Origin of the sequence: Undibacterium sp. Ji83W (assembly GCF_049340385.1) — a bacterium.
Taxonomy (GTDB): domain Bacteria; phylum Pseudomonadota; class Gammaproteobacteria; order Burkholderiales; family Burkholderiaceae_D; genus Undibacterium.
Map to the genome: position 1 here is coordinate 163577 of NZ_JBMPOZ010000010.1, position 22395 is coordinate 185971.

Genomic DNA, 22395 nt, shown 5'->3' on the forward strand with positions numbered 1-22395 from the left:
AATTATAAAGGTTTTTGATCAGAATTTGCGCATTGCGTCATGCCGGAACCAAAGCCGGTATCAAACTGCCAGCTTCTTGTGGACAAATTGCGGCAGCAAAGACCCGGCTATCATGCCTGTCACACTCATGAGTACGCCCACCAGTTGTGGCGGCCACAAGCCCTCAGGGGCAAACACTTCCATACTGACCCAGCTGACGATGCCAAGAATGATGGATGCCAGGCCACCCTGGGTGGTAGCAGGCTTCCAGTACAGGCCAAAAGACAGCGGTACAAAAGCAGCAACCAGAGTCACTTTATAGGCATTCTCCACCATTTTATAAATGCTGGATTCAGTATTCATGGCAAAAACAGTAATAATTGCTGTAAATACCAGCACTACCACGCGCATCATGAACAGGAATTGCTTGTCACTTTGCTTAGGAAAGAATGGCTTGAGGATGTTTTCCGAGAAAGTCACTGACGGTGCCAATAAAGTTGCGCTGGCACAACTCTTGATCGCCGACAGCAAGGCACCAAAGAACATCACCTGCGCCAGCATAGGCACCTTGGTCATGATCAGGGTAGGCAAAATCAGTTGCGGGTCTTTGTCGATCAGGCCTTCGACCATCTTGGGGTCAATCAGCGTCGCTGAATAAGCCAGGAACATGGGGATAAAGGCGAAGCAGAAATACAATACGCCGCCCAGCACCGAAGCATTACCGGCAATTTTTTCATTCTTGGATGAAGCTACGCGCTGGAATACGTCTTGCTGCGGTATCGACCCCAGCATCATGGTAATCCAGGCAGCAAAGAACCAGAGTGACTCCTTGGCCGTAGGCTTGGGCCAGAATTCCAGCTTGCCTGCATTTGCAGCATGTTCAATGACCACTTTGGCACCGCCCACCATGCCCGACACTTCCCAGCCTATATACAACATACCGACGACGATAATGATCATTTGCAAAAAGTCAGTAATCGCTACCGACCACATGCCGCCCATCAGTGTATAGATCAGCACGCTGCCAGCACCGATGATCATGCCAGCATCGTTGGAAATATAACCACCGGACACCACACTAAACACCAACCCCAGCGCCTTGATTTGCGCAGCCACCCAACCAAGGTACGAGACCACGATACACAGGGTCACCAATACTTCGGCAGTACGGCCAAATTTATTGCGGTAATAATCACCGATAGTCAGCAAGTTCATGCGGTACAAAGGCCGCGCAAAGAACAGACCAACAAAGATCAGGCACAGAGAAGAGCCAAATGGGTCAGCCACTACGCCTTTCAATCCATCCTTGACGAAGGTAGATGAAATACCGAGCACCGTTTCCGAGCCAAACCAGGTGGCGAATACGGTTGCGGTAACCACATACATGGGCAGGGAACGACCCGCGACTGCATAGTCCTTGGAGTTATTGACATAACGGGCGGCATACAAACCTATGCCAACAGAGATGACCCAATACAGGATGACGAACCAGATGAGTGTATTCATGGGAGAAACGTACAAAGATGTCAATAAAAAACCCGCTTTTTTGCTGCGGGCATTATAGACGTAAGTTACACGAAGTTTGACCAGGGAACAGCCAATTTTATGCGATGTATAGCGCTTATTTGTGCAAAAAACACGCTAAATCGCTTTATGTATCAAAATGTACCGATAAATCAAGTTATGGTCTGAACAAACGGGGAAATCTTGCTCCCATAAGCAACCCAAAAAGTAACCCAAAAGCAACTCCAAAGGAAATCAAATACTTATCATATAAGCAATTATTTGAAACACTTTGAAACATGGATGCCTTCATTCCAGTTTATTCAGATAGAATCTTTCACGACTTGCAAACTTTGCAGGTTTATTAACAAACTACTCATAATCTAAGTTGCAAAGCTGCTTCAAGCTTATGCAACACATCTACGATAGGAACATCCATGGAACTGGCAAGCACCCAACAAGGTTACGGACCAGCGCGTGAGCGTTTTATCAGCAAGACTTTTAATCACCTCGGTGGCGCAATTTTGGCGTTCACTGCCGTTGAAGTCATTTTATTCAAATCCGGCATCGCCGATGTCATGGCACAAGCCATGCGCCATCTGCCATGGTTTCTCATCCTTGGCGCATTCATGCTGATAGGCTGGCTGGCGTCACGTGCAGCACACACGGTAGAAAGCCTGCCTCTGCAATATGCTGCACTGGGTGCGTATGTGCTGGCAGAAGCAATTATCTTTATCCCGATTTTGTCGATTGCCAATAAAGTCGCACCTGGTGCCATCGCCAATGCTGGCCTGGTCACCATCCTGGCCACCGTAGGCCTGGTCGGCATTGCTTATGTGTCACGCAAAGACTTTTCTTTCCTTGGCAGTGTCTTGAAATGGGGCGGCCTGGTGGCGCTGATCCTGATCGCCTGCGGGATGATTTTTGGCTTCCAGCTTGGCTTGTTCTTTTGCGTAGGCATGGTGGCCTTTGCTGGCGCTGCCATCCTGTATGACGCTTCCAACGTCATCCATCACTACCCTGAAGACCGTTATGTCGGTGCAGCACTGGAATTGTTTGCTTCAGTCGCCCTGATGTTTTGGTATGTACTGCGTATCGTCATGAGTCTGCGTGACTAAGCTATGTGACTAAGTTACTTAACTAAGTAGCGTAACTAAGTAGCTTCATCATCTCCAGCCTGCCTCTGCGCAGGCTGGAATGTAATTACCCCCAAGTTTTGCTCCTTTATTTACTCCCCTTCCCACCCTTGCTACCTTCTGTCGATACAGCTGCCTGCCCGTCTTTACTCTTGTTCCTGAAGTTAGTCGTCAGCATTGCCTGATCAAGCATATAACTGGCCTTGGTCAACAAATCCACCGCACCCAGATAAAACTGAGGGTTGATCTTGTCTGCCGTATCTGTAGGCTGGTGATAGTCGACATGGTCTTCGACACCAAAATAGATATGCGGCACCCCCGCCATAAAGAAAGGTAAATGATCTGACTGTTTAGTCCAGTCATCCTGACCCTGTTCTGGCCTGTCATGGCCGAATTTGAGCTTGACACCTTGCGTACCATCCAGGCCAGCCAGCAAATCCCTGAGAGCAGGTGTATGGTAGGTACCACTGGCATACAGCTCGCCCTTGTCGCCCCGGGCGATCATGTCGAAATTCATATTCATGCCTATGCGCGCCATATCCATTACTGGCTTGGCCGCAAAAGCGCGGGAACCACTGAGCCCCATTTCTTCTGCATCAAACAGGATATACATGACATCATGTTGCGTTGGATTCTCTTTCATGGCAGCAGCTATGGCCAGCACGGCAGCCACTCCAGAAGCATTGTCATCAGCACCGTAGTAAATTTTGCCCGCCTTTTCTCCCAGATGATCATAATGCGCGCTGATCGCCAGCACAGGCGCGCTCGCATGCTCGCTCATGCTGCCAGGGCGACAGGCGATGATATTTTTACCTTTGCGCGTAGCGCCCTGGCGGCTCTGGAATTCAAACTCGTGCACAAAATCATCCTTGCAAGGCATCAGACCCAGTTGCTGCAAGCGGCTGATAATGTAATCACGCGCCAGCGCACTGCCCTTGCTGTCAGTCGCACGGCCAGCCATTTCTTCACTGGCAAGCTTGCTGACATCTATCATGGCCTGCGCTGGTGCAGATGCTGGTCCGGCTACCGATTCAGCTGCCTGCATGGGTAAATGACTGAGGCCAAGTGCTAATACTGGCAATAAGCTGAAAATCGATTTACTAAGTTTTGACATGGATCATTACCGTGGCTGAAGATAAAAGTGACATTGAAGTGACATTGGATATTAGCTAAGACAAACGGATACCAATATAAGTTCTCCTTGCAAAAAATGCCATGACTTGCCTGTATTAATGCTCTAATACAAGTAAATAGGTTGATGCAAGCTTGCAATTGCCGCCTTAACATGGCATAAAAGCCAGCTTGGCTTTCGCAGCATTCGATACGGCATGCATGGCATGTCCATCATTTAATTTTTAACATTACGAATGTGCACCAGTAGATTTATCCATAGATGTCGAATTTAACAAAACTTGTTGTGACCACTGAAGCAGAGTTTGAAGCCCTGGCGGCTTCGTGGCGTCTGCTGGAAACACAAGTGCCGCAACTCCTGCCTTTCCAGACTTATGACTGGAACCGCGCCTGGTGGCAAATTTTTTCGGATTCATCCTGGTACCACAAAGACGAACTGGCCATCTGCACCCAGCATGAACAAGGACAACTGGTTGCGGTCATGCCACTGACGAATACCCATGTCGGCATGCATAAACTATTCATATACCGTTATGTCCGACCTTTCGGTGCCGACCCCAATCTGACCGAGATACGCATACCGCTGACCCTGCCTGACTACACGGAGACCATACTACAGCAATGGGAAGACCTGTCGCGCCAGGAAACCTTTGGCCTGACCGAGTTCCAGGTTATCCATACCAAACAACACGCGGCACATTTTTTAGCCTGCAATACAGCGGTTCATTCGCTCGAAACCAGGGACATACCCAATTACATCCTGCATCTGGGTGAAAGCTGGTCATGTTTTAAATCTGGATTGAAACGCAATATCAAGGAATCACTGCGTCGCTGCTATAACTCACTGGCGCGCGACAATTTGCAATTGCGCCTGCAGGTCTGGCAAGGTGCTACCGAGATCAAGCCAAGGCTCAATGAATTCTATGCCCTGCACGCTGCCCGCGCCGGTGCCACCAATACGGTAGATCATCCCGACTACTTTGCCGACGCCAAACACCGCGCCTTCATGACAGCACTGCTGGAGAATGATTTTGGTCAACGCATGCGCCTGTTCAGTCTGGAGCTGGATGGCCGTGTCGTTGCCATGCGACTGGGCTTTGCCATGGGTGAAGAACTGTATCTCTACTATTCAGGCTACGACTTGAAGTTTGCCAGTTACAGCGTCATGACCACCCTGCTGGCAGAAATCATGCAATGGTCTTATACCCAAAATTTCAAGCGCATCAATTTATCAGTAGGCGAAGATGTTTCCAAAACCCGCTGGGGGCCAACCGTCACAGGCTATGTTGAACACCAGTGCGTCAAGAACAATACCTGGCGCAGGAACCTGGGCAGCGGTATTTTAAAGATGCGCAAATTACGCAGGAACTGGTCCGGACAAAAGTCTGATTAGGCTGTCAGCAACTCAGCCCTTCTTGAAGTTTCATCGCGATATAAAAACGGTTACACTTGCCTGTGTCAGCAGACTCTGAACACTTGTATTTGCATAGGCTAAGGAAAACTCTTGCGCTTTATCCACACTTCCGACTGGCACCTTGGCCAAACCCTGCATAGCGCCGAGCGTGGCCTCGAACATCAGCATTTTCTTGACTGGCTCATCGCTACGCTGGAACAGCAACAGGCAGATGCTCTATTGATCGCGGGCGATGTGTTCGACAATGCCAATCCTTCAGCGACTTCACAAAAGCAGTTTTACCGCTTCTTGCGGCAAGCCAAGACGCGTTTACCCCAACTGGATATCGTCATCATTGCAGGCAACCACGACTCCCCCGGCAGGCTGGAAGCACCCGGCCCGCTCTTGGATGGCATGGACATCAGCGTCACAGGCATGGTGCCTCGTCTGGTAGATGGCAGCATAGATGTAGCCGCCATGGTCTTGCCCTTGCGGCAAAATGATGAAATTGTCGCCTGGTGCCTGGCGGTGCCTTTTCTGCGTCCTGGCGACGTGCCACGAGTAGAAAATGCCAGTGATCCCTATATGGCAGGCATCGCCCAGCTATACAGGGATGTGGCAGAGCATGCACTCGGCCTGCGCCAGCCTGGCCAGGCCATAATCGCCATGGGGCATTGCCATATGGTAGGTGGTGAAATATCAGAAGACTCTGAGCGCCGCATCGTTATCGGCGGCACCGAGGCTTTGTCTGCCAGCATGTTTGGCAATGAAATTACTTATGCAGCACTGGGCCATTTGCACCTGGCGCAAAGAGTTGGCAAACAAGAACACCTGCGCTATTGCGGCAGCCCCCTGCCCCTGTCTTTTTCTGAAGTCGATTACCAGCATCAGGTCTTGTGTGTGGATATTGAGGGCGAAAAGCTCACTCAGGTAACACCACTGCATGTACCAAGGACTGTTCAACTCTTGCGCATCCCCAAACAGGCCGCAGCTCTTCCCACAGTTCTGGATGCGCTCGATGGTCTTGATCTGGCCAGTATTAATGATGCGAGCAAAGGCAGGCACTATGATCCCTATCTTGAAGTCAGGGTCAAGCTGGATGTACCAGAGCCCGGCCTGCGTGCGCGCGTAGAAAGCTATATCGCAGGCAAGCCCCTGCGCTTGCTGAAGATAGATACGCATTACCCAGGCAAGGCACAGGATGATAATAGCGATGAACAGGCAACGCAGGATACCCTGGACCGCTTGCAGCCAGAAGATATCTTCCGCCGCCTGTATCAAGGCAAATACCAGCAAGATGCACCGGGCGACATGCTGCAGGCTTTTGGCGAACTCCTGCACGGCGAGGATGTGCAATGAAGATACTCGCCATACGCGGTAAAAACCTGGCGTCGCTGGCAGGTGAGTTTGCTGTCGACTTCACGCAAGAGCCCTTGCAGTCTGCTGGCTTGTTTGCCATCAGCGGCCCCACCGGTGCTGGCAAAAGTACCTTGCTGGATGCGCTGTGCATGGCCTTGTATGAAAACACGCCAAGACTGATCAAGGCAGGCACGACAAAATTACCGGATGGTGCAGATGCGGTGACCCAGCAGGATACCGGTAACCTGCTCAGGCGCGGTACTGGAGAAGGCTATGCCGAAGTGGATTTCGTCGGCACCGATGGCAATGCTTATCGCTCACGCTGGAGCGTGCGCCGCTCTCGCAATAAAGCCACTGGCATCTTGCAGCCGACCACCATGTCGCTGCATCAGTTACCGCAACTGCAGCCCATAGGCGGCAAGAAAACCGAGGTCAAGGAAGAAATCATCAAACGCCTTGGCCTTAAATTTGAACAATTCACCCGCGCCGTTTTGCTGGCACAAAACGAGTTTTCCAGTTTTTTAAAAGCCGACGACAATGACCGTGGCGAATTGCTGGAAACCCTGACCGGCAGCGATATCTACGGCCAGATTTCACAACGCGCCTTTACCCGCGCCAAGCTGGAACGTGAAGCACTGGAACGCTTTCATGTTCGCCTGGCAGACAACAAACCTCTGAGCGCAGAAGAACGCACGCAACTGGATACAGACCTGAGCCTCAGTAAAACCCAGTTGGAACAACTGGACGCCCAACTCGCAGAGCTACAAACACATTTGCGCTGGCATGCCGATGACGGCAAGTTGCTACAGGGCGAACAGCAAGCACAGCAGCAATTGCAAATTCATGAACAGGAAAAGACAGCCGCAGCAACAAGAGCCGCTTATCTGCAACAAGTAGAAAGCATACAAACTGCCCGCCCATTGCTGACAGAACTCGAACGCCTGCAACAGGCTATCAACCTGGGGCAGGCAGAAATCGCTACAGCGCATAACAACATACAGACAAGCACACTTAGCGCACAAGAAAAACATCTGGCCCTGACACAAGCACAGCAAGTATTGCAGCAAGCAGAACATGCGCTGCAAGAGGCAGCGCCTTTGCTGGATGCAGCCAAAGCCCTCGACAGTAGCCTGAACATCTTGCGCAGTAACTGGCTGGCGGCACAACAAACACAAGTGCAGGTAGAACAGGCGCTGACAACTGCGCGGCAACAACTTAAGAGCAAACAGGCTGACCTGGCACAACTGCACAAGAAACAGCAAGACCTGCAAATATGGCTGACCCGGCACGCGGGCTTGCAAGGCCTGGCCGACAACTGGACAGCATGGGAATTATTACTGAAGCAGGCAGCAACAGCAAAAAAAGATGCCAGCTATCAGCAGCAAAACATATTGGATCTACAAAAGCAAAAAAACAAACAAGAACAATTGCTGGCAGAACGTGCACTGCAACTCCAGGCAAGCGAACAAAGCTGGATAGTTACAGAAAAATTACGCGAACAAGCAGCAGACAAGCTGGCAAAGTTTGACTTGCCTGCTTTGCAAACGCAAAGACTGGCGCTTGATCAAAGGCGTGAACTATTAAGCAGTGCCGCAGACTTGCACAAGCAAATGCATGAGCAGGCACAACGCAAGCAGGCTTTGGATACCCAACAGCAAGCCAGTCATTTGAACATGCTTGCTACTGATAAAACCATTGCCCAGGTCAATACTCAATTACCCAGCCTGATTGCTGCAAAAGAGCAGGCAAATAAAGGCCTGCAATTGACCCAGGCAGCCTGCAACGCCAATGTAGAAAGCCTGCGTGATGCCCTGCAAGATGAGCAAGCCTGCCCGGTCTGCGGGGCGACTGAACATCCCTACAAAACCGGCAACCCACAATTGCATGCCTTGCTGGTGCAACTGGAAAATGAACTCAAACAATGTCAGCAAGTCGAGCAAGACCAGCGCCAGTTACTGGCAACCGCAACGGCTGAACACAAGCAATATCAACAGCAGCAAAAACAATTACAGCAAGAACTGACGGTATTGCAGCAACAGGAACAAGTCTTGGCAAGTACATGGCAAGCGCACAGCATCGCCACTGAATTGCGGACAGCGAAAATTGATAATGAACAAACCAGCACCTGGTTAAGCCAGCAACAAACTGGCTTGCAAGAACAACTGCAAAAATTGCACAAGACCGAGCAAGCCTATCAGCAGGCAACAAAGGCCAGGGACGAGGCATTTTCCAATGCAGAAAAAGTACGCCGTACACTGCAAGAACATAAAGACAGCCATACTGCGCTTGTCCATGCCCTTGAAAAATTCACTACGGCCCTGACACAGGCAACAGAAAAAGAGCAGGATGCCAGTCAAAAACTGGATGACGCCCTGGCCCAGTTAGCGCCCGCATTTACCGCGCAATCAGATGATGGCAACAATTGGCAAGACAACTGGCATGCATCGCCTGTGGAGTTCCAGAACCAGTGCGCAATCCACGTACAGCAATGGCAGAGCCAGCAAATCGCCTCCAGCCAGAGTACTGAACAACTGGCAAAGCTACAGCTGGAAATCGACAAACTGCAAACACAGTCCCAACAATTGGAAGAGCAATTTTCCGGCGACAACAAACGTTATCTGAATGCAGATACTGCATTAAAACAACAACAAGCCAAACGACAGGAATTATTCCAGGGGCGCGCTGTCAGTGAGGTAGAAGCGCAATTCACACTGACCATCAATCAGGCAAAAACTGCACTGCAAACCCAACTGCAAGCGCATGATGAGATACGCCAGCAACTGGCACGCCTGCATGAAGCACAAGAACAAATCAATAAGCGCATCGCCCAGCAAAGCCATGAACTGCACGTCGCAACTGAAAAATTGCAGGAGTGGATAACTCAGCAGCAAGCCATTATGGAAAACCTGGACGAAACACACTTGCGTGAATTGCTGACACATCCACATACGTGGATCAATGCAGAACGCCAGGCCGTGCAAGCCATCAATAATGCAGTCCAGCAAGCGACAACCATATTGCGTGAACGCAGCGAGCAAAGGCAGCAGCATTTGCTACAACGTCCCGCTCCACTTAGTTTTGCTGAAGCAGAACCCATGCAGAATGAGACTGAACAAGAGCAAGATGAACAAGAGCGAGAGACTGCAGCAACTGAAATAAACGAGAGCGAGCATCTACAATCCCTGCTCAACAATGTCAGTGAGAAACGCCAACACGCACAGCAAGAATACAGCCGCCATCAACTCACGATGGCGCAGGACGAAGCACGCCACCAGCAAGCCAAGAGCCTGATTGCCACGATGCAGGAACAAGAAAGCCAGACCCGCCTATGGGCACAGATGAATGAATTGATAGGCGCAGCAGACGGCAAGAAATTCCGTAACTATGCCCAGCAAATCACGCTGGACGTCTTGCTCGCCTATGCCAACCAGCACCTGTACCAGCTCTCACGCCGCTACCGCCTGCAACGTGTGACAGACACGTTGGCACTGATGGTCATAGACCAGGACATGGGCGATGAGCAACGCTCTGTGCATTCACTGTCTGGTGGTGAATCCTTCCTGGTATCGCTGGCCCTGGCGCTGGGCCTGGCATCGCTGTCGAGCAACCGCATCAAGGTTGAATCCCTGTTCATCGACGAAGGCTTCGGCAGCCTCGATGCAGACACCCTGCGCATCGCCATGGATGCCCTCGACAGCCTGCAAGCACAAGGCCGCAAAGTGGGTGTGATTTCGCATGTGCAGGAAATGACGGAGAGAATTGCGACCAGGGTGGTCGTGCAGCGAGTGTCTGGGGGGAGTAGTTTGGTGGGTATTACGTGAATAAGGTTTCTATTTTAAAACTTTTCAAAAACACACACTCTCCTTTCAAAACTTCAATTATTGTTGATGGATTGTAAATTTTATAATATAACATTACTGACAAATTTAAAGCTTCTGATAAAGAGGGATCGTATATGTCACTTAAAAGAGTTGATGAAGTTTTCGGCATGTCACCTGATGTTCTTCTCGATTCATATGTAGATAGAGGAGCTTTAGACAGTGAACTAGCTAAATTACTTGGAAGAAGAAATCATATTGCTATTAGAGGCCCTTCAAAATGCGGGAAATCGTGGCTCAGACAAAGAGCGGTAAAGAACTCCCTAACAGTTCAATGCCGACTTGGTTTTACTAACATTGATATTTATACGAACGCCCTCTCTGATTTAGGCATTAAATTAACTGTTGAAGAGTCAAACAAACATAGTTTTAAGGGACGTATCGAAAGTCAAGTTGCGATCGGGAGTGACCTAATTGGCAAAGTATCTGCAAAACTAGGACTTGATAGCGGCACTGAAACAACGACAAAAACGGCACAATTCGGAAGAAACATTACTGATCTGAAATTTATCGCTGGTTTAATTTCCGAATCTGGAAGACGGCTTGTCATTGAAGATATTCACTATCTTTCAGCTGAACAACGGGAGTTTTTGTCTTTTGAGTTAAAGACCTTATGGGACTATGGCTGCTTTGTTGTCGTCGTCGGCGTATGGGGAGAGGCGAATATGCTGGTTCATCTTAATTCCGACTTGAGCGGTCGAATTGAAGAAGTAACCATCGAATGGATGCCAGATGATTTACGTAAGATCATTGAAAATGGGTCAAAAGCACTGAATCTTAAAATTGCACGAGATATTCAAAATAAAGTAATAATTGACTGCTTTGGAAATGCTGGATTACTACAAAGACTCATACTAAAAACTATTGATGAAGCGAAAATAGAAGTTAAACAAGAACAAGAATTAGAAATTAGTAATGAATCGTTCTATGAAACAGCAGCTATGGCTGTTGCAGATCAGTTAAATGGCGTATATCAGAAATTTGCAGAACGAGTTGCATCAGGGATACGGACGCGAAATGACTCCACTGGAATTTACGCGCACGCCATGGCTGCAATTATTAATGCAGACGACACAAAACATTTAAAGGGTATCAAAGTTGACGAAATATTTGAAATCACTCATAAGCGCCAACCAAGAATACAAAAACAAAACCTAAAAACAATTTTGGGAAAAATCGATGGCCTACAAGTTGATAAAGATGGTAGAGGTTTAGTGGTGACCTATGTTAGTGATGATGAAAAAGTATTAAACGTTGATCGGCAACTTCTTTTTTACAGAAAATATGTGACCGTAAATTGGCCTTGGGATGAATTAATTGCAGAGGCAGAAAAAGAAACTAATAGTATTCAGCAGTCTCTTTTCTAGTCACCATCATCTTTTTAGCAACCACCTTTTAAACTCTACAGTAGATATTTGGGCATTTAAGCGACAAATAGATTTCGAATAGCGATTATTCAAAACTACAAGTCAAGTAATTACCCAACATTTAATTTTAAGAAAATTATGATAGACGCACTCATCGCCGGACGCATTTACGGCCAGGTTGAAGAACGCTCAGGACAAAACGGTTCTGTCTATGTCACCTGCAAGGTGCGCGCCGCAACGGATGACGGTGAATTCATCATCTGCAATGTGATTGCCTTTAATGATGCGACACGCAATACCTTGCTGGGTTTGGGTGACGGTGACAGCCTGTCACTGTCGGGGGCGCTGACACCTAAGGTCTGGACGGACAAACAAGGCAAGGCCAGACCGGCACTGGATTTGATTGCCCATACCGTGATCACGGCGCATTTGAATACATCCGAATAATCGTTACCACGTAGTAGGGTGCGCCGTGCGCACCAATTCAGCAGAGTTTGATTCGCGAAGATGGTGCGCACGGCGCACCCTACTGTAATTTCAGCACGCGATATTTATGAAAATCTTCGCTTATTTGACCAACACCAGTAAACGATTATTGGCTGGCATCGCAACATCATCCGACAGTCGCATCCCGTGTTGCGCTGCCAGTTCAACGACCTTTTCTATGTCGCGTATCCCCATGTGCGCAGCTTGATGCTTGAGTGAGGCATCAAACTGCTGGTTGCTGGCGCTGGTGAACTGACCTGCGTAATTGAAGGGGCCATAGATGCAAAAACGCCCGTCGTTCGCAAGCAAGGACGCCACACCGGCAAACATCAATTCCACTTCTTCCCAGGCCATGATGTGGCAGGTGTTGGCCGTGAAGACGGCATCAAACTGCCTTTCTGGCCAGGAGCTTTTTCCTATATTCAATTCCAGCGGTGGCAGCACATTTGGCAATGCTGCCTCCTCCAACCAGGCCAGTATGCCGGGGTGATATTCTGGCCTGTCACTGGTTTGCCATTGCAGATGCGGTAGCTGCCGTGCAAACGTCACGGCATGCTGGCCTGTGCCGCTACCAATTTCCAGCAGGCTTTTACAGTCAGCCAATGCGGGTGTGATGACTTGCAGGATGGGCGCGCTGTTTCTTTCGCAGGCGAGGGAATACGGTTTATTCATGTCGATACTTTCCTTGTTTTACTTTATTCGATTGCCTTGATCGTGGCGCTACTCTACGTTGTAACGGGCTAAGCCACAATCAGCTAATTTTGCCAATCGCATAATTAATGCGATACTTGCAAGACCATCAAGCAGCGCAAATCATCTCATCTGGAATATCCATGCAAAAGAAAATGATCATCCTTGCCGTCTTGTTACCCCAACTTGCACTGGCACAACCCTCCGCGAATTCAAAGATCAGCAATGTCCTGGTCTATCCCGGTGGTGCCAGCGTTGAAAGGTTGGCCAGGGTTGCCGCTGGTGCCAGGGAGTTAAAGATCAATTGCCTGTCTGCACGTTTTGATGTGGATTCCTTGAAAGTACAGGCGGACGCAGGCATACAGGTCGGTGACGTAAGCGTGCAAACCCTGGACAGGGCACGCGCGCCAGAATGTGCCAACACCAGCCTGGATTTGCGCATACGCGAACTGCAGGAACAAAAAGCCAGCGTCAGCGCAGATAGTGATGCGCAAGACCTGGTCATTGGCTATTTGAAGGGCTTTGCCAATGAAAGGCAGAACAACAATGCAACGCTTGTCACTACCGCGGAACAATTGCGCCGCACCGGGCAGGATGCCTTGCAACGTCGCCTGACTGCACAAAAGCGCCTGAATGAACTGGACCAGCAACTGACGCCCCTGCTGGCGGAACAAAGCCGCCAATTCCAGGCTAACCCGCAAGTACGCAGTGTGCAAATCCGTCTGGCAGCACAAAGTGAGGGTGAGGTGAAATTGTCTTATCGTTTGAGCCAGGCTGGCTGGACGCCGGTTTATCGCGCCTATCTGGACACAGCCAAATCACAGGTCAGGCTGGAGCGTCATGCCCAGGTTGCCCAGAATAGTGGTGAAGACTGGAATGGTATCAGCCTGAAGCTATCGACCTCACAGCCTAACCAATCCAGCCAGTTATATCAACCATCACCGTGGACATTGACCATCATCCCACCTTTGCCGAAAGAGACGCAACAGGTATACCCCGCGATGATGGTACAACCAGCGCCTCCAATTTCAGCCAGGATGGCCGCCGCCCCTGGTTACAACAATGTCGCAGAGATGCCCAATTTTGATGTCAGCGTATTCCAAAGCGAATATGCGGCAGAATTCCAAGTGCCGGGCAAAATCAGCCTGAATAGTGATGGCCAGAAAACCGGTTTTGTGTTGGGCAGCCAGATCATTGATGCACAGGTATTGGTGCGCGTGCAACCTAAGCAGGAAGCCCAGGCTTACCTGCTGGCCAATGCCGCCCGCCCTGCCGGTTCATGGCCGAGCGGCAACCTGCAGTTATACCGTGACAATGATTTTATCGGCCAGAGCCAGCTGGCTTTTGCTAGCCAGGAAAAACTGGAACTCTTCTTTGGCCGCGACAATATGGTCAGGGTAGAAGTCGAACCAGAACAGCGCGATGATGCCAGCAAGGGTTTCATCAACAGCCGCATAGTGAAAAAATTCACCAATTCCTATGTCATAGAAAACAATCACAAAACCACGGTCACACTGCAAGTGCTGGAAGCCTCACCAGTGGCACGCCATGAAGACATCAAGGTCGAGACGAAGTTTACGCCTGAGGCAACACAAAGCAGTTGGAACAAACAACCCGGCATCATCGCCTGGCAATTGCCGCTCGAAGCTGGAAAAAAATTAAAACTCCAGGCCGACTATACGATCAGTTATCCCAAGGATGCGATGGTGAATGGCTTGCGTTGATGTCTCATGAAATCGACACTGAATTAATCCAGCTATCTTTCAAGTAATTTGTATATTCGCATGACTATATTAAATCGTATCAGCCAGCTCTTCACATCGAAGAGTCCTTTAGTATTGACGCCCACGCTTCGATCAAGCATCGCCGCAGGCACAGATTATTACTCTCTGGAAGACCCGGAATTTTATGAAATTTTTCTCGACTGGCGCACTGGTGTATCTGTTAACGACGAAAAAATATCAAGCCTTTCTGTTCTGACTGCCGAGCATCATCTGCGTCACAGAAATGGTTTTGTGCGTGAATTCTGCTTGCGTGTACTGATCGTGCATGAACGACTTTCTGCCTTCAGGATCATTATTGCCAGGCTAAATGACTATGCTACGGCGGTACGCGAACTTGCAGAAAGCACCGTACGCGACTGGATACACATTTTGCCTGCAGAAGACATTATTGCAGCCTTGCCGGATATCTATGCACTACAAAAGCAAAGCAGAAGCAATGCTCAGCAAGTGATGGGGCAGGTATTGGTACGATTGGCGGCACCACAATGTCATGCAGTCATTCTGGAGGGAATCAGTTCACGGGATCACAAAATTCGCGCTCTGTGCTGGCAATTGGCACTGAATGTATTTCAATGGAACCCGATGGAAAAAATCATACGGGCAATCGACAGCATGGATACCTTGCTGGGACAATTTGTAAGTGCCGATGTAATAAATCTGACGGATTCCGAAGTTTTAGAGTTGTATGCGCGCTGGCCAAAGATTAAGGTCATGCAATTACGGCGTGCAATCTTGCTAGCACTTAAACAGCGTCAACTACGCCCCGCAGATGAATTGTTTTTTCTGGCGCTATGGGATAATAGCTATACCATACGTAATCTGGCACGCGAGTGGGCTGGTGCACAAACAAAAAAACTGACTGCTGAATATCAGCACATGCTGGCCAATACAAGGTCCATACGCAAGAAATTGTTCGCTATAGAAGGTATACGCCTGCAAAAATCTAGTGAAATGCTGGATGTTTGTCTGGGTCTTTTACGTGATGAACATGCGGGGATACGCAAATCTGCCTTGCTCACACTTTGTAAAATAGATCCAGAAAAACTGCCTGAGTATGTACACGATTGTATTTATGATCCATCAATAATCGTGGTCAAGCAATGCATGAAAATATGCATAACTACGGGAGACTTGCTTCAGTTTTCTGCCTTGGAACAAGTTGCAAAAAACAGGAAAACTGAACTGGATTTTTTTAGGCAGATAATTGAATATGCCACGCACACCACACCGTGGCATGGTTTACATATTGTTTCATTGAGCGAACTGGCAGACCAAGAGGTGCGGTCAGCTATTCAGCAAAGCCTGCGTTCATTCTTGGCACATTGGTCCAGACGTGTTATCTATGGAAATCCTACGTCCTTGCAATTTGACGCAATTTCGTCCTGGCTCAGCAAAGAAAAACTTGATGCCATGGGTCATTCAGGCAAAGAATTACGCTTCATTTTTGATGTCGAAGCAAGTAAACAGGCAAAACTCGCCAAGGACATTTGAAACATAGTATCTGTAGAAAAAATTCCCGTGCAAGAGTTTGAGCAGCCATTTTCATTTAGGCAGACACCAGTTTGAACTGAAACTTGGCCGCCAAAAACATGTCATACTCCGGCACGCAAACCCCAAATTTGCCAGCTCGCAAAACCCAGCAACAAACAAGCTCCTGCACGATTAATCAGTGTCATTACAGAGACGCTGATTTTCTTGCGTATCAATGCCACTCCACCACTCAAGATCAGCCACCACAAGGCCGATCCTAAAAACACGCCTGTGACCATGAAAGCAGCGGCAGATGGGTGCACCGCAACCGGGCCAGCGATGCTGGCGAACACCGCAATGAAAGAGACTATGGTCATGGGGTTGGTGATGGTCAGCATGAATATGGATAAAAATGTTTTGATCACTGGCTGCTTGTTTGCCACATGCTGATCCACAACTTGCGCTTTGCTCAACAGCAGCTTGCCACCCATCCATGCCAGGAACACGGCACCCGCTATCGCCAGCGGTGTACTCAGCGATACAAAATAATCAGTAATGGCCACCATACCGAATGCCCCTATTGCACCATACACCGCATCAGCACAGGCTGCCCCCATGCCACTGACAAAGCCAGTACGCATGCCGTGGGCAAGAGTACGTTGTATGCATAGCAGACCTATAGGGCCGACTGGTGCGGCAATCGACAAACCAATTAACATGGCTTTGAAAAATAAGTCCCATTCCATGCTTACACCCAAATCAAAAAGAAGATAACTCCAGTATGAAGATTTAAGACCGGGATTAACATGGAAAAATTCAGGTAAAACTGCTACATTGCCTTCACTATTCTCGTGTATTTGCATCTGGACTTAAATATCATGGATATCGACACCAAAGCCTGGAAAATCCTGGCAGCCCTGCAACGCGACGCCCGCATCTCCTTGAAGGCACTCGCCGACGAAACCGGTTTGTCCCTGCCCGCCACGTCAGAGAGGGTCAAACGCCTGGAAGAAGCTGGCGTCATCAAGGGATACCGTGCGGAAGTAAATGCCGAAGCCATTGGCCTGCAAGTGCAGGCCGTTATTGGCATCACCGTCCCCCAACCACAAAAAGCCAGCCTCATCGCTCATCTTAAATCTTTACCAGAAGTGCTGGAATGCCTGCATGTGACAGGGCAGGATTCTTTTTTGTTGCGCGTTGCCACCAGGGACTTGCGGCATCTGGAAAGCTTTGTCGGGAATATCAATCATTATGGTGAGACGCGCACGTCCATCATCATGTCGGTGCCTATACCTTTGCGGGCTTTGATGCCGGTGGATGGTAAGTGAATGATGTGAACTGATAGCAAGACCGTTACTGGTCGTGTTGACGTTGCTGTTGGGTTTGACTCCGGGGTTGCCGTTTTTTTGACGTTCGAAGTTCCCATGTGTAGCCGCCTTTTGTGCTGTACAGAAAATGGATCAAGAAGAGCCGCTGTCTGAGCGTAGCGAGTTTCGGATCTTCCCATTTTTTGTACTGCACAAACGGGAACCCCGTAGGGGCGGCTATGCCTGGGTCGCCTTTTTGGCCCACCTTTTTTGGCGAGACAAAAAGGTGGGTAGCTGCCGGTCTACCACCGGCCGGCAATCTTAAATTACGTGCGAAGGTATTTGAAAATGAAGACATTCAAAGCACCATGATTCAGATGCTAATGCACTTCACGACATGCTACGAACGCCGCTGGATTCCAGCTAACCCCATGCTGGAATGACGTCTTTGGTATTGCAGTTTATTGAAGAATAGTCAGCTTGGTTAATGTCTTCAAATCTGCAAACCTTTAAATCACGCCTACCAAAATCCCCCGTCCGTTTCCAGCCAGCCCAAACGAAAAACACCCCGCATACTTCCTCCATCAAAAAATCAACATGCGAGGACACCATGCACATCAGCAGCGAATCCGCCATACTCTATTTCGGCACCCCTGTCATCCTGGTCAGCACAGTCAATGAAGATGGCAGTTTTAATCTGGCTCCTATCTCATCCATTTTCTGGCTGGGCTGGCGTGCCGTCATCGGCGTGGGCTCAAGCTCACAAACTGCCCGCAACCTGAAAAGAAACGGCCAGTGCGTACTCAACCTCGCATCTGTCAATGAAGTGGCCGCAGTCAACAAACTGGCGCTGACGACAGGCTCGGATGCGATGTCGCCGTGGAAGGCAGCGCGTGGTTACCGGCTGGAGAGAAATAAATTTGAACTGGCGGGCCTGACGCCGCAAACATCAGAAACCGTGAAAGCGGCGCGGGTACAGGAATGCCTGGTGCAGCAGGAATGCACAGTCGCCGCCATGCATGGCATTGCGGAAGATGAAGCCATGCTGAAAGGCGGCATACTGACATTCGAACTGAGAGTGCAGCGCCTGCATGTGGATGCATCCTTGCTGCAAGATGGCAATCCTGACCGCATAGACCCGGACAAATGGCAGCCGCTGATCATGAGCTTCCAGAAATTCTATGGTCTCGACAATCAGCAGGTGCATGCATCGACCCTGGCCACGATACCGGAAAAAGCTTATCGCAGTCCGGATGTCGATAAGGCCCGTCAGATAAGCAAGATAACTACGCTGTCAGAGACTTAAACCTTCATCATCGACGCTGTGCGGGGCCTGGACAACAACTCGGCAAACACTTGCCAGCGGCTTTGTTCATCGCCCGGCCTGGCAAGTTTTTCTACATAAGCCTTGGTCATATCCTGACCAAGGTTGTAGTTGATGACGTAAGACCTGTGCTTTTCCATGAAGCGCAGGCGTTGCCGTGATCTGGCTTCGTCAGACAAGGCGTATTTCATCAGCATGGCGACGGCGGCTTCAGTGTCTATATCGCCATCAAGATACAGCTTGGCGACCATGTTGCCAGCGTAAGTCAGCTTTTGCAGGACAGCCTGTACTTGATAGTAATGTTCAACTTTGGCCGGGTCTATGCCTGCCAGCGGGAACAGGATTTCTTTTTCAAAGGCCAGGCGCTCTGCATGAGGGAAGGCGACTTCTATGCCGTAGTTGGCACTACCCTCGGCCAGGAAGGACATCGGTGAATACAGGGGATAGACGCTGTATTCTACCCAGGCATTTTCATTGACCAGGTGTTTTTCTATGAGCAGGTTGAAGACGTGGTGGCCGGGGTAACCCTCATGGCTGGCCAGGTCGATGGCGCGGCTGATGAACATGGGGAAGTCGGTATTCACCTGTATCAGGCTATAGCTATTGCCCTTGTACCAGTTGTAGGCACTCCAGACCTGGTCTTTGACATATTCAATCTCAAAATTTTCTTCTTCCGGCAGGCTGATGTATTTCCGGGTACGAGCGCGGGATTCATTGATGGCGGCCTTGAACACTACATCAAGCTTGTCTTGCGGGATTTCAAATTGCTTGGCGTACGCAGAGAGGCGCGTATTCAAATCACCTGCGCCGGGCAGGAGCTCGCTCAGTTCTGCCAGGATGGGGTCAAAGTCTGCCGGACTTAAATCGGGTGAGCGGGCATCGTACAATGCCACTGACTCATCATCGAAAGACAGTTTATTGCCTGCCAAATGGGCAATGTAAGTGCGCACTGCGGCGACATGCAGGCGCAAAAAATCCTGACGCAGCTCTTGCCCTGCCTCTGCAGGTGGCAAGGCTTGTGCCTGTGCTGTCAGTTCATCTGCCTGCTGCAGCAAGTCTGCCAGGGGCAGTTTTTGCGATGCTGCCTGCCATTCTGCCGGGCCGTAATAGGCATCGACATAGCCGGGATCATGCTGACCAACTGCCAGGACGAGTTTGACATAGGCTTCTGCCACCTGATTGAGTTCCATGAAATGTTCTCCGCATGTATTTATTACAAACTTTGTTGCCAGCATTTTACTGCGGTTGGACTCCTGTGGCTTGTTCAAGTTCAGGCTGATGTCATCAGCGCAGTGCACAAAAATTGACATGATCTTCAGCTAACACTATATTGCGCTACCGCCTGAGCTCATCCTTACAAAAATTGAGCCATGGCGTGACACTGAGGATAGATATGCGGCCCACAAGGCAGCAGATCACAATCAGGGCTTACGCAAAATTGTTATTGCCAGTCTTTGCTGTGCAGTCGGGGTGGTTTTGCGTAAGTCCTCAATAAAAATGGAGGATACATGGCTCTGCAACAGCTGGATGATGAACAGATACGCACCTGGACACGACGACAGAAGGATCAGTGGTGGTTTGATAATATCTACCGCAAGGACATGGCGCAGCTCACCCTGCGCTCTGCCCTGACAGGTTTCTTGCTGGGTGGCATATTGGCCGCCACCGCGCTGTATATCGGTGCCAAGACAGGCATAGGTATTGGTGTAGGCCTGACTTCAGTGATTTTGTCGTTTGCGATTTTCAAGATCTTGCATAGCATGGGCGTGACTGCCGACTACAGCATTCTGGAAAACAACCTCACGCAATCGGTCGCCACTGCTGCTGGCTACATGGTCAACCCCATGATTTCCAGCCTGGCTGCGTATATGCTGATCACCGGCAAGATCATCCCCTGGTGGCAGATGCTGATCTGGGTCACGGTAGTGGCCTTGATAGGTGTGCTGGTCGCCTTCCCGTTGAAGCGCCGTTTTGTCAATGAAGACCAATTGCCCTTCCCTGAAGGCCGCGCCTGTGGCGTGGTACTTGATTCGCTCTACACCGACGGTGCAGGTGGTGGCATCTACAAGGCCAAGCTGCTCGGTTATACCAGTTTGTTTGCCGGTTTGTACCAGATCATCGTCAGCGATGGCTGGATGCGCCTGATACAGTTCAAGATTTTGCGCATGGACAAATGGGCAGGCATGACAGAAGCCTGGAACCTGCCTGAGCGCCTGGATACTTATTACTACACGGCAGCCATGAAGTTCCAGTGGTGGATACCCAAGATCATGGGCACGGACATACGCCAACTGGGCCTGCGGCTGAACCTGGACGTTGCGATGTTCGGCGTCGGCGGCCTCATGGGCATACGGGTTGCCAGCAGCGTCATGCTGGGTGCCTTCATCAACTTCGTCATCCTGGCTCCATGGATGATACAAAACGGCGATATCGCTGCGCGCACTTTGCCAAATGGCACGGTAGTCGCCATTTCCCGTACCGAAATCGTCAACCAATGGGGTTTGTGGTGGGCCGTGACGATGATGGTGGTGGGTTCCATGGTGGGCTTGCTGGCCAAACCTGAGCTGTTCAAGGCGGCCTTTAAATCCATGACGGGCGGCGGCAAGAAAGAAAAAGACACTGGCCCCGATCCTTTGAAGGATATAGAAGTACCGCTGTGGATTTCTTATGTAGGCGTACCGATCTTGTGTGCATTGGCTGCCTGGCTGGTGAATACTCTGTTTGGCGTGCCTTACATCATGGCGCTGATTGCCTTTCCGCTGATTTTTGTGCTGACCATCATCTGTATCAACGCGATGGCGCTGACATCCTGGGCACCTATCGGTGCGCTGGCCAAGATCACGCAATTCAGCATGGGCGCGATAGACCGCAGTAATCCGGCCAATAACCTGCTGCCAGCCGGTATGACTGCAGACATTGCTTTCAATGCGTCGTCACTGCTGTCTGATATCAAGCCTGGTTATATGCTGGGTGGCAAGCCGCGCCATCAGGTCATCGGCCATATCATTGGTATTGTCTCTGGCGCACTGGCTTGCGTGCCGCTGTTCTTCCTGTTGTTCCTGCCGCCAGATGCAAATGGCCTGCGCAGCACGGCGACTATAGTCAGCGAGCAATTCGCCTTCCCGTCTGCCTTGCAATGGAAGGGCGTTGCCGAGATCATTGCCAAGGGCGTGAGTGGCTTGCCAACCTCTGCCATCATCGCCATGGCGGTAGCTGGCCTGTGCGCAGTGTTCATCGAGGTAACCAACGTCATCACCCGTGGCCGCTTGCCACTGTCTTCAGTGTCCATCGGGCTGGGTGTGGTCTTGCCACCAGAATCCTGCTTCGCCATGTGGCTGGGTGCCTTGATATTCTGGTATATGGGCAAGCGGAATACAGAAAAAGGCACGAAAGGCCATACTTTCTGGGTAGAAGGCTGTGAGGCTATCAGTGCAGGGTTGATCTCCGGTGCTGCTATCCTGGGTATAGGTAATGCGATCATTAATGTGATGATGTAGGTACACATTTGTAGTTTTGTAGGTTGGGCTACGCTTTACCAGCCCAACACTCGGCGTTTAAATAACGTATACGTTTGCAGAGGCCCAGTGT

The 22395-nt window shown here is 49.9% G+C and carries 16 protein-coding genes; 11 read left to right on the forward strand and 5 right to left on the reverse strand.

Annotation, left to right across the window (positions count from 1 at the left end):
* Positions 1 to 60: 60 nt before the first annotated feature.
* Positions 61 to 1485 carry a sodium:solute symporter family protein gene (locus tag ACO0LD_RS17650; protein ID WP_423009115.1) on the reverse strand — a complete coding sequence of 475 codons (1425 nt, stop codon included), beginning with the start codon at positions 1483 to 1485 and terminating at the stop codon, positions 61 to 63.
* Positions 1486 to 1919: 434 nt separating this feature from the next.
* Between ACO0LD_RS17650 and ACO0LD_RS17655 the strand changes: the two genes are divergently transcribed.
* Positions 1920 to 2600: a Bax inhibitor-1/YccA family protein gene (locus ACO0LD_RS17655; RefSeq protein WP_423009117.1), complete on the forward strand. Its 681-nt coding sequence runs from the start codon at positions 1920 to 1922 to the stop codon at positions 2598 to 2600.
* A 106-nt stretch (positions 2601 to 2706) separates the two neighbouring features.
* On the opposite strand, the gene ACO0LD_RS17660 is transcribed toward ACO0LD_RS17655, so the two are convergent.
* Complete coding sequence (locus ACO0LD_RS17660) at positions 2707 to 3732, reverse strand: M20/M25/M40 family metallo-hydrolase (protein ID WP_423009119.1); 1026 nt, start codon at positions 3730 to 3732, stop codon at positions 2707 to 2709.
* A 279-nt stretch (positions 3733 to 4011) separates the two neighbouring features.
* Here ACO0LD_RS17660 and ACO0LD_RS17665 point away from each other — a divergent pair, with 279 nt between their 5' ends.
* From ACO0LD_RS17665 to ACO0LD_RS17685, 5 genes are all read left to right on the forward strand, one after another.
* Complete coding sequence (locus ACO0LD_RS17665; protein ID WP_423009121.1) at positions 4012 to 5142, forward strand: GNAT family N-acetyltransferase; 1131 nt, start codon at positions 4012 to 4014, stop codon at positions 5140 to 5142.
* A gap of 111 nt (positions 5143 to 5253) precedes the next feature.
* Positions 5254 to 6501 carry an exonuclease SbcCD subunit D C-terminal domain-containing protein gene (locus tag ACO0LD_RS17670; RefSeq protein ID WP_423009123.1) on the forward strand — a complete coding sequence of 416 codons (1248 nt, stop codon included), beginning with the start codon at positions 5254 to 5256 and terminating at the stop codon, positions 6499 to 6501.
* The gene (locus ACO0LD_RS17675; protein ID WP_423009125.1) at positions 6498 to 10322 is read left to right on the forward strand and encodes an SbcC/MukB-like Walker B domain-containing protein; all 3825 of its coding nucleotides are present in this window, start codon (positions 6498 to 6500) and stop codon (positions 10320 to 10322) included. The genes ACO0LD_RS17670 and ACO0LD_RS17675 overlap by 4 nt, the downstream gene beginning before the upstream one ends.
* Positions 10323 to 10456: 134 nt before the next feature.
* Positions 10457 to 11746: a hypothetical protein gene (locus ACO0LD_RS17680; protein WP_423009127.1), complete on the forward strand. Its 1290-nt coding sequence runs from the start codon at positions 10457 to 10459 to the stop codon at positions 11744 to 11746.
* A gap of 138 nt (positions 11747 to 11884) precedes the next feature.
* The gene (locus ACO0LD_RS17685) at positions 11885 to 12193 is read left to right on the forward strand and encodes a single-stranded DNA-binding protein (protein WP_422949661.1); all 309 of its coding nucleotides are present in this window, start codon (positions 11885 to 11887) and stop codon (positions 12191 to 12193) included.
* A gap of 120 nt (positions 12194 to 12313) precedes the next feature.
* Here the strand turns inward: ACO0LD_RS17685 and ACO0LD_RS17690 are convergent, their stop codons facing one another.
* Positions 12314 to 12904 (reverse strand): DUF938 domain-containing protein, encoded by a 591-nt coding sequence (locus ACO0LD_RS17690; protein ID WP_423009129.1) that lies wholly within the window; start codon positions 12902 to 12904, stop codon positions 12314 to 12316.
* 161 nt (positions 12905 to 13065) lie between these two features.
* Here ACO0LD_RS17690 and ACO0LD_RS17695 point away from each other — a divergent pair, with 161 nt between their 5' ends.
* Positions 13066 to 14646, forward strand: coding sequence for a DUF4139 domain-containing protein (locus ACO0LD_RS17695; RefSeq protein ID WP_423009131.1), 1581 nt, complete (start codon positions 13066 to 13068; stop codon positions 14644 to 14646).
* Between the two features lie 60 nt (positions 14647 to 14706).
* Entirely contained in the window at positions 14707 to 16197 is a 1491-nt protein-coding gene (locus ACO0LD_RS17700) for a hypothetical protein (RefSeq protein ID WP_423009133.1), read from the forward strand.
* A gap of 101 nt (positions 16198 to 16298) precedes the next feature.
* Here ACO0LD_RS17700 and ACO0LD_RS17705 read toward each other — a convergent pair whose 3' ends face one another.
* Positions 16299 to 16922, reverse strand: a complete 624-nt coding sequence (locus tag ACO0LD_RS17705; protein ID WP_423009135.1) for a LysE family translocator — start codon at positions 16920 to 16922, stop codon at positions 16299 to 16301.
* Between the two features lie 132 nt (positions 16923 to 17054).
* On the opposite strand from ACO0LD_RS17705, the gene ACO0LD_RS17710 reads away from it, so the two are divergent.
* Complete coding sequence (locus tag ACO0LD_RS17710; RefSeq protein ID WP_423009137.1) at positions 17055 to 17504, forward strand: Lrp/AsnC family transcriptional regulator; 450 nt, start codon at positions 17055 to 17057, stop codon at positions 17502 to 17504.
* A 589-nt stretch (positions 17505 to 18093) separates the two neighbouring features.
* Positions 18094 to 18789 (forward strand): flavin reductase family protein, encoded by a 696-nt coding sequence (locus tag ACO0LD_RS17715; RefSeq protein WP_423009139.1) that lies wholly within the window; start codon positions 18094 to 18096, stop codon positions 18787 to 18789.
* Here ACO0LD_RS17715 and ACO0LD_RS17720 read toward each other — a convergent pair.
* Entirely contained in the window at positions 18786 to 19997 is a 1212-nt protein-coding gene (locus ACO0LD_RS17720; RefSeq protein WP_423009141.1) for a hypothetical protein, read from the reverse strand. The two genes, ACO0LD_RS17715 and ACO0LD_RS17720, sit on opposite strands and share 4 nt — an antisense overlap.
* A 318-nt stretch (positions 19998 to 20315) precedes the next feature.
* Here ACO0LD_RS17720 and ACO0LD_RS17725 point away from each other — a divergent pair, with 318 nt between their 5' ends.
* On the forward strand, positions 20316 to 22304 hold the full coding sequence (locus tag ACO0LD_RS17725) for an OPT family oligopeptide transporter (RefSeq protein ID WP_423009143.1): 1989 nt from the start codon (positions 20316 to 20318) through the stop codon (positions 22302 to 22304).
* Positions 22305 to 22395 lie beyond the last annotated feature (91 nt).

Coding starts and splice junctions, on each gene's coding strand:
- ACO0LD_RS17650 (WP_423009115.1), bottom strand. CDS start 1,485: ATGAATACACTCATCTGGTTCGTCATCCTGTATTGGGTCATCTCTGTT.
- ACO0LD_RS17655 (WP_423009117.1), top strand. CDS start 1,920: ATGGAACTGGCAAGCACCCAACAAGGTTACGGACCAGCGCGTGAGCGT.
- ACO0LD_RS17660 (WP_423009119.1), bottom strand. CDS start 3,732: ATGTCAAAACTTAGTAAATCGATTTTCAGCTTATTGCCAGTATTAGCA.
- ACO0LD_RS17665 (WP_423009121.1), top strand. CDS start 4,012: ATGTCGAATTTAACAAAACTTGTTGTGACCACTGAAGCAGAGTTTGAA.
- ACO0LD_RS17675 (WP_423009125.1), top strand. CDS start 6,498: ATGAAGATACTCGCCATACGCGGTAAAAACCTGGCGTCGCTGGCAGGT.
- ACO0LD_RS17680 (WP_423009127.1), top strand. CDS start 10,457: ATGTCACTTAAAAGAGTTGATGAAGTTTTCGGCATGTCACCTGATGTT.
- ACO0LD_RS17685 (WP_422949661.1), top strand. CDS start 11,885: ATGATAGACGCACTCATCGCCGGACGCATTTACGGCCAGGTTGAAGAA.
- ACO0LD_RS17690 (WP_423009129.1), bottom strand. CDS start 12,904: ATGAATAAACCGTATTCCCTCGCCTGCGAAAGAAACAGCGCGCCCATC.
- ACO0LD_RS17695 (WP_423009131.1), top strand. CDS start 13,066: ATGCAAAAGAAAATGATCATCCTTGCCGTCTTGTTACCCCAACTTGCA.
- ACO0LD_RS17700 (WP_423009133.1), top strand. CDS start 14,707: ATGACTATATTAAATCGTATCAGCCAGCTCTTCACATCGAAGAGTCCT.
- ACO0LD_RS17705 (WP_423009135.1), bottom strand. CDS start 16,922: ATGGAATGGGACTTATTTTTCAAAGCCATGTTAATTGGTTTGTCGATT.
- ACO0LD_RS17710 (WP_423009137.1), top strand. CDS start 17,055: ATGGATATCGACACCAAAGCCTGGAAAATCCTGGCAGCCCTGCAACGC.
- ACO0LD_RS17715 (WP_423009139.1), top strand. CDS start 18,094: ATGCACATCAGCAGCGAATCCGCCATACTCTATTTCGGCACCCCTGTC.
- ACO0LD_RS17720 (WP_423009141.1), bottom strand. CDS start 19,997: ATGGAACTCAATCAGGTGGCAGAAGCCTATGTCAAACTCGTCCTGGCA.
- ACO0LD_RS17725 (WP_423009143.1), top strand. CDS start 20,316: ATGGCTCTGCAACAGCTGGATGATGAACAGATACGCACCTGGACACGA.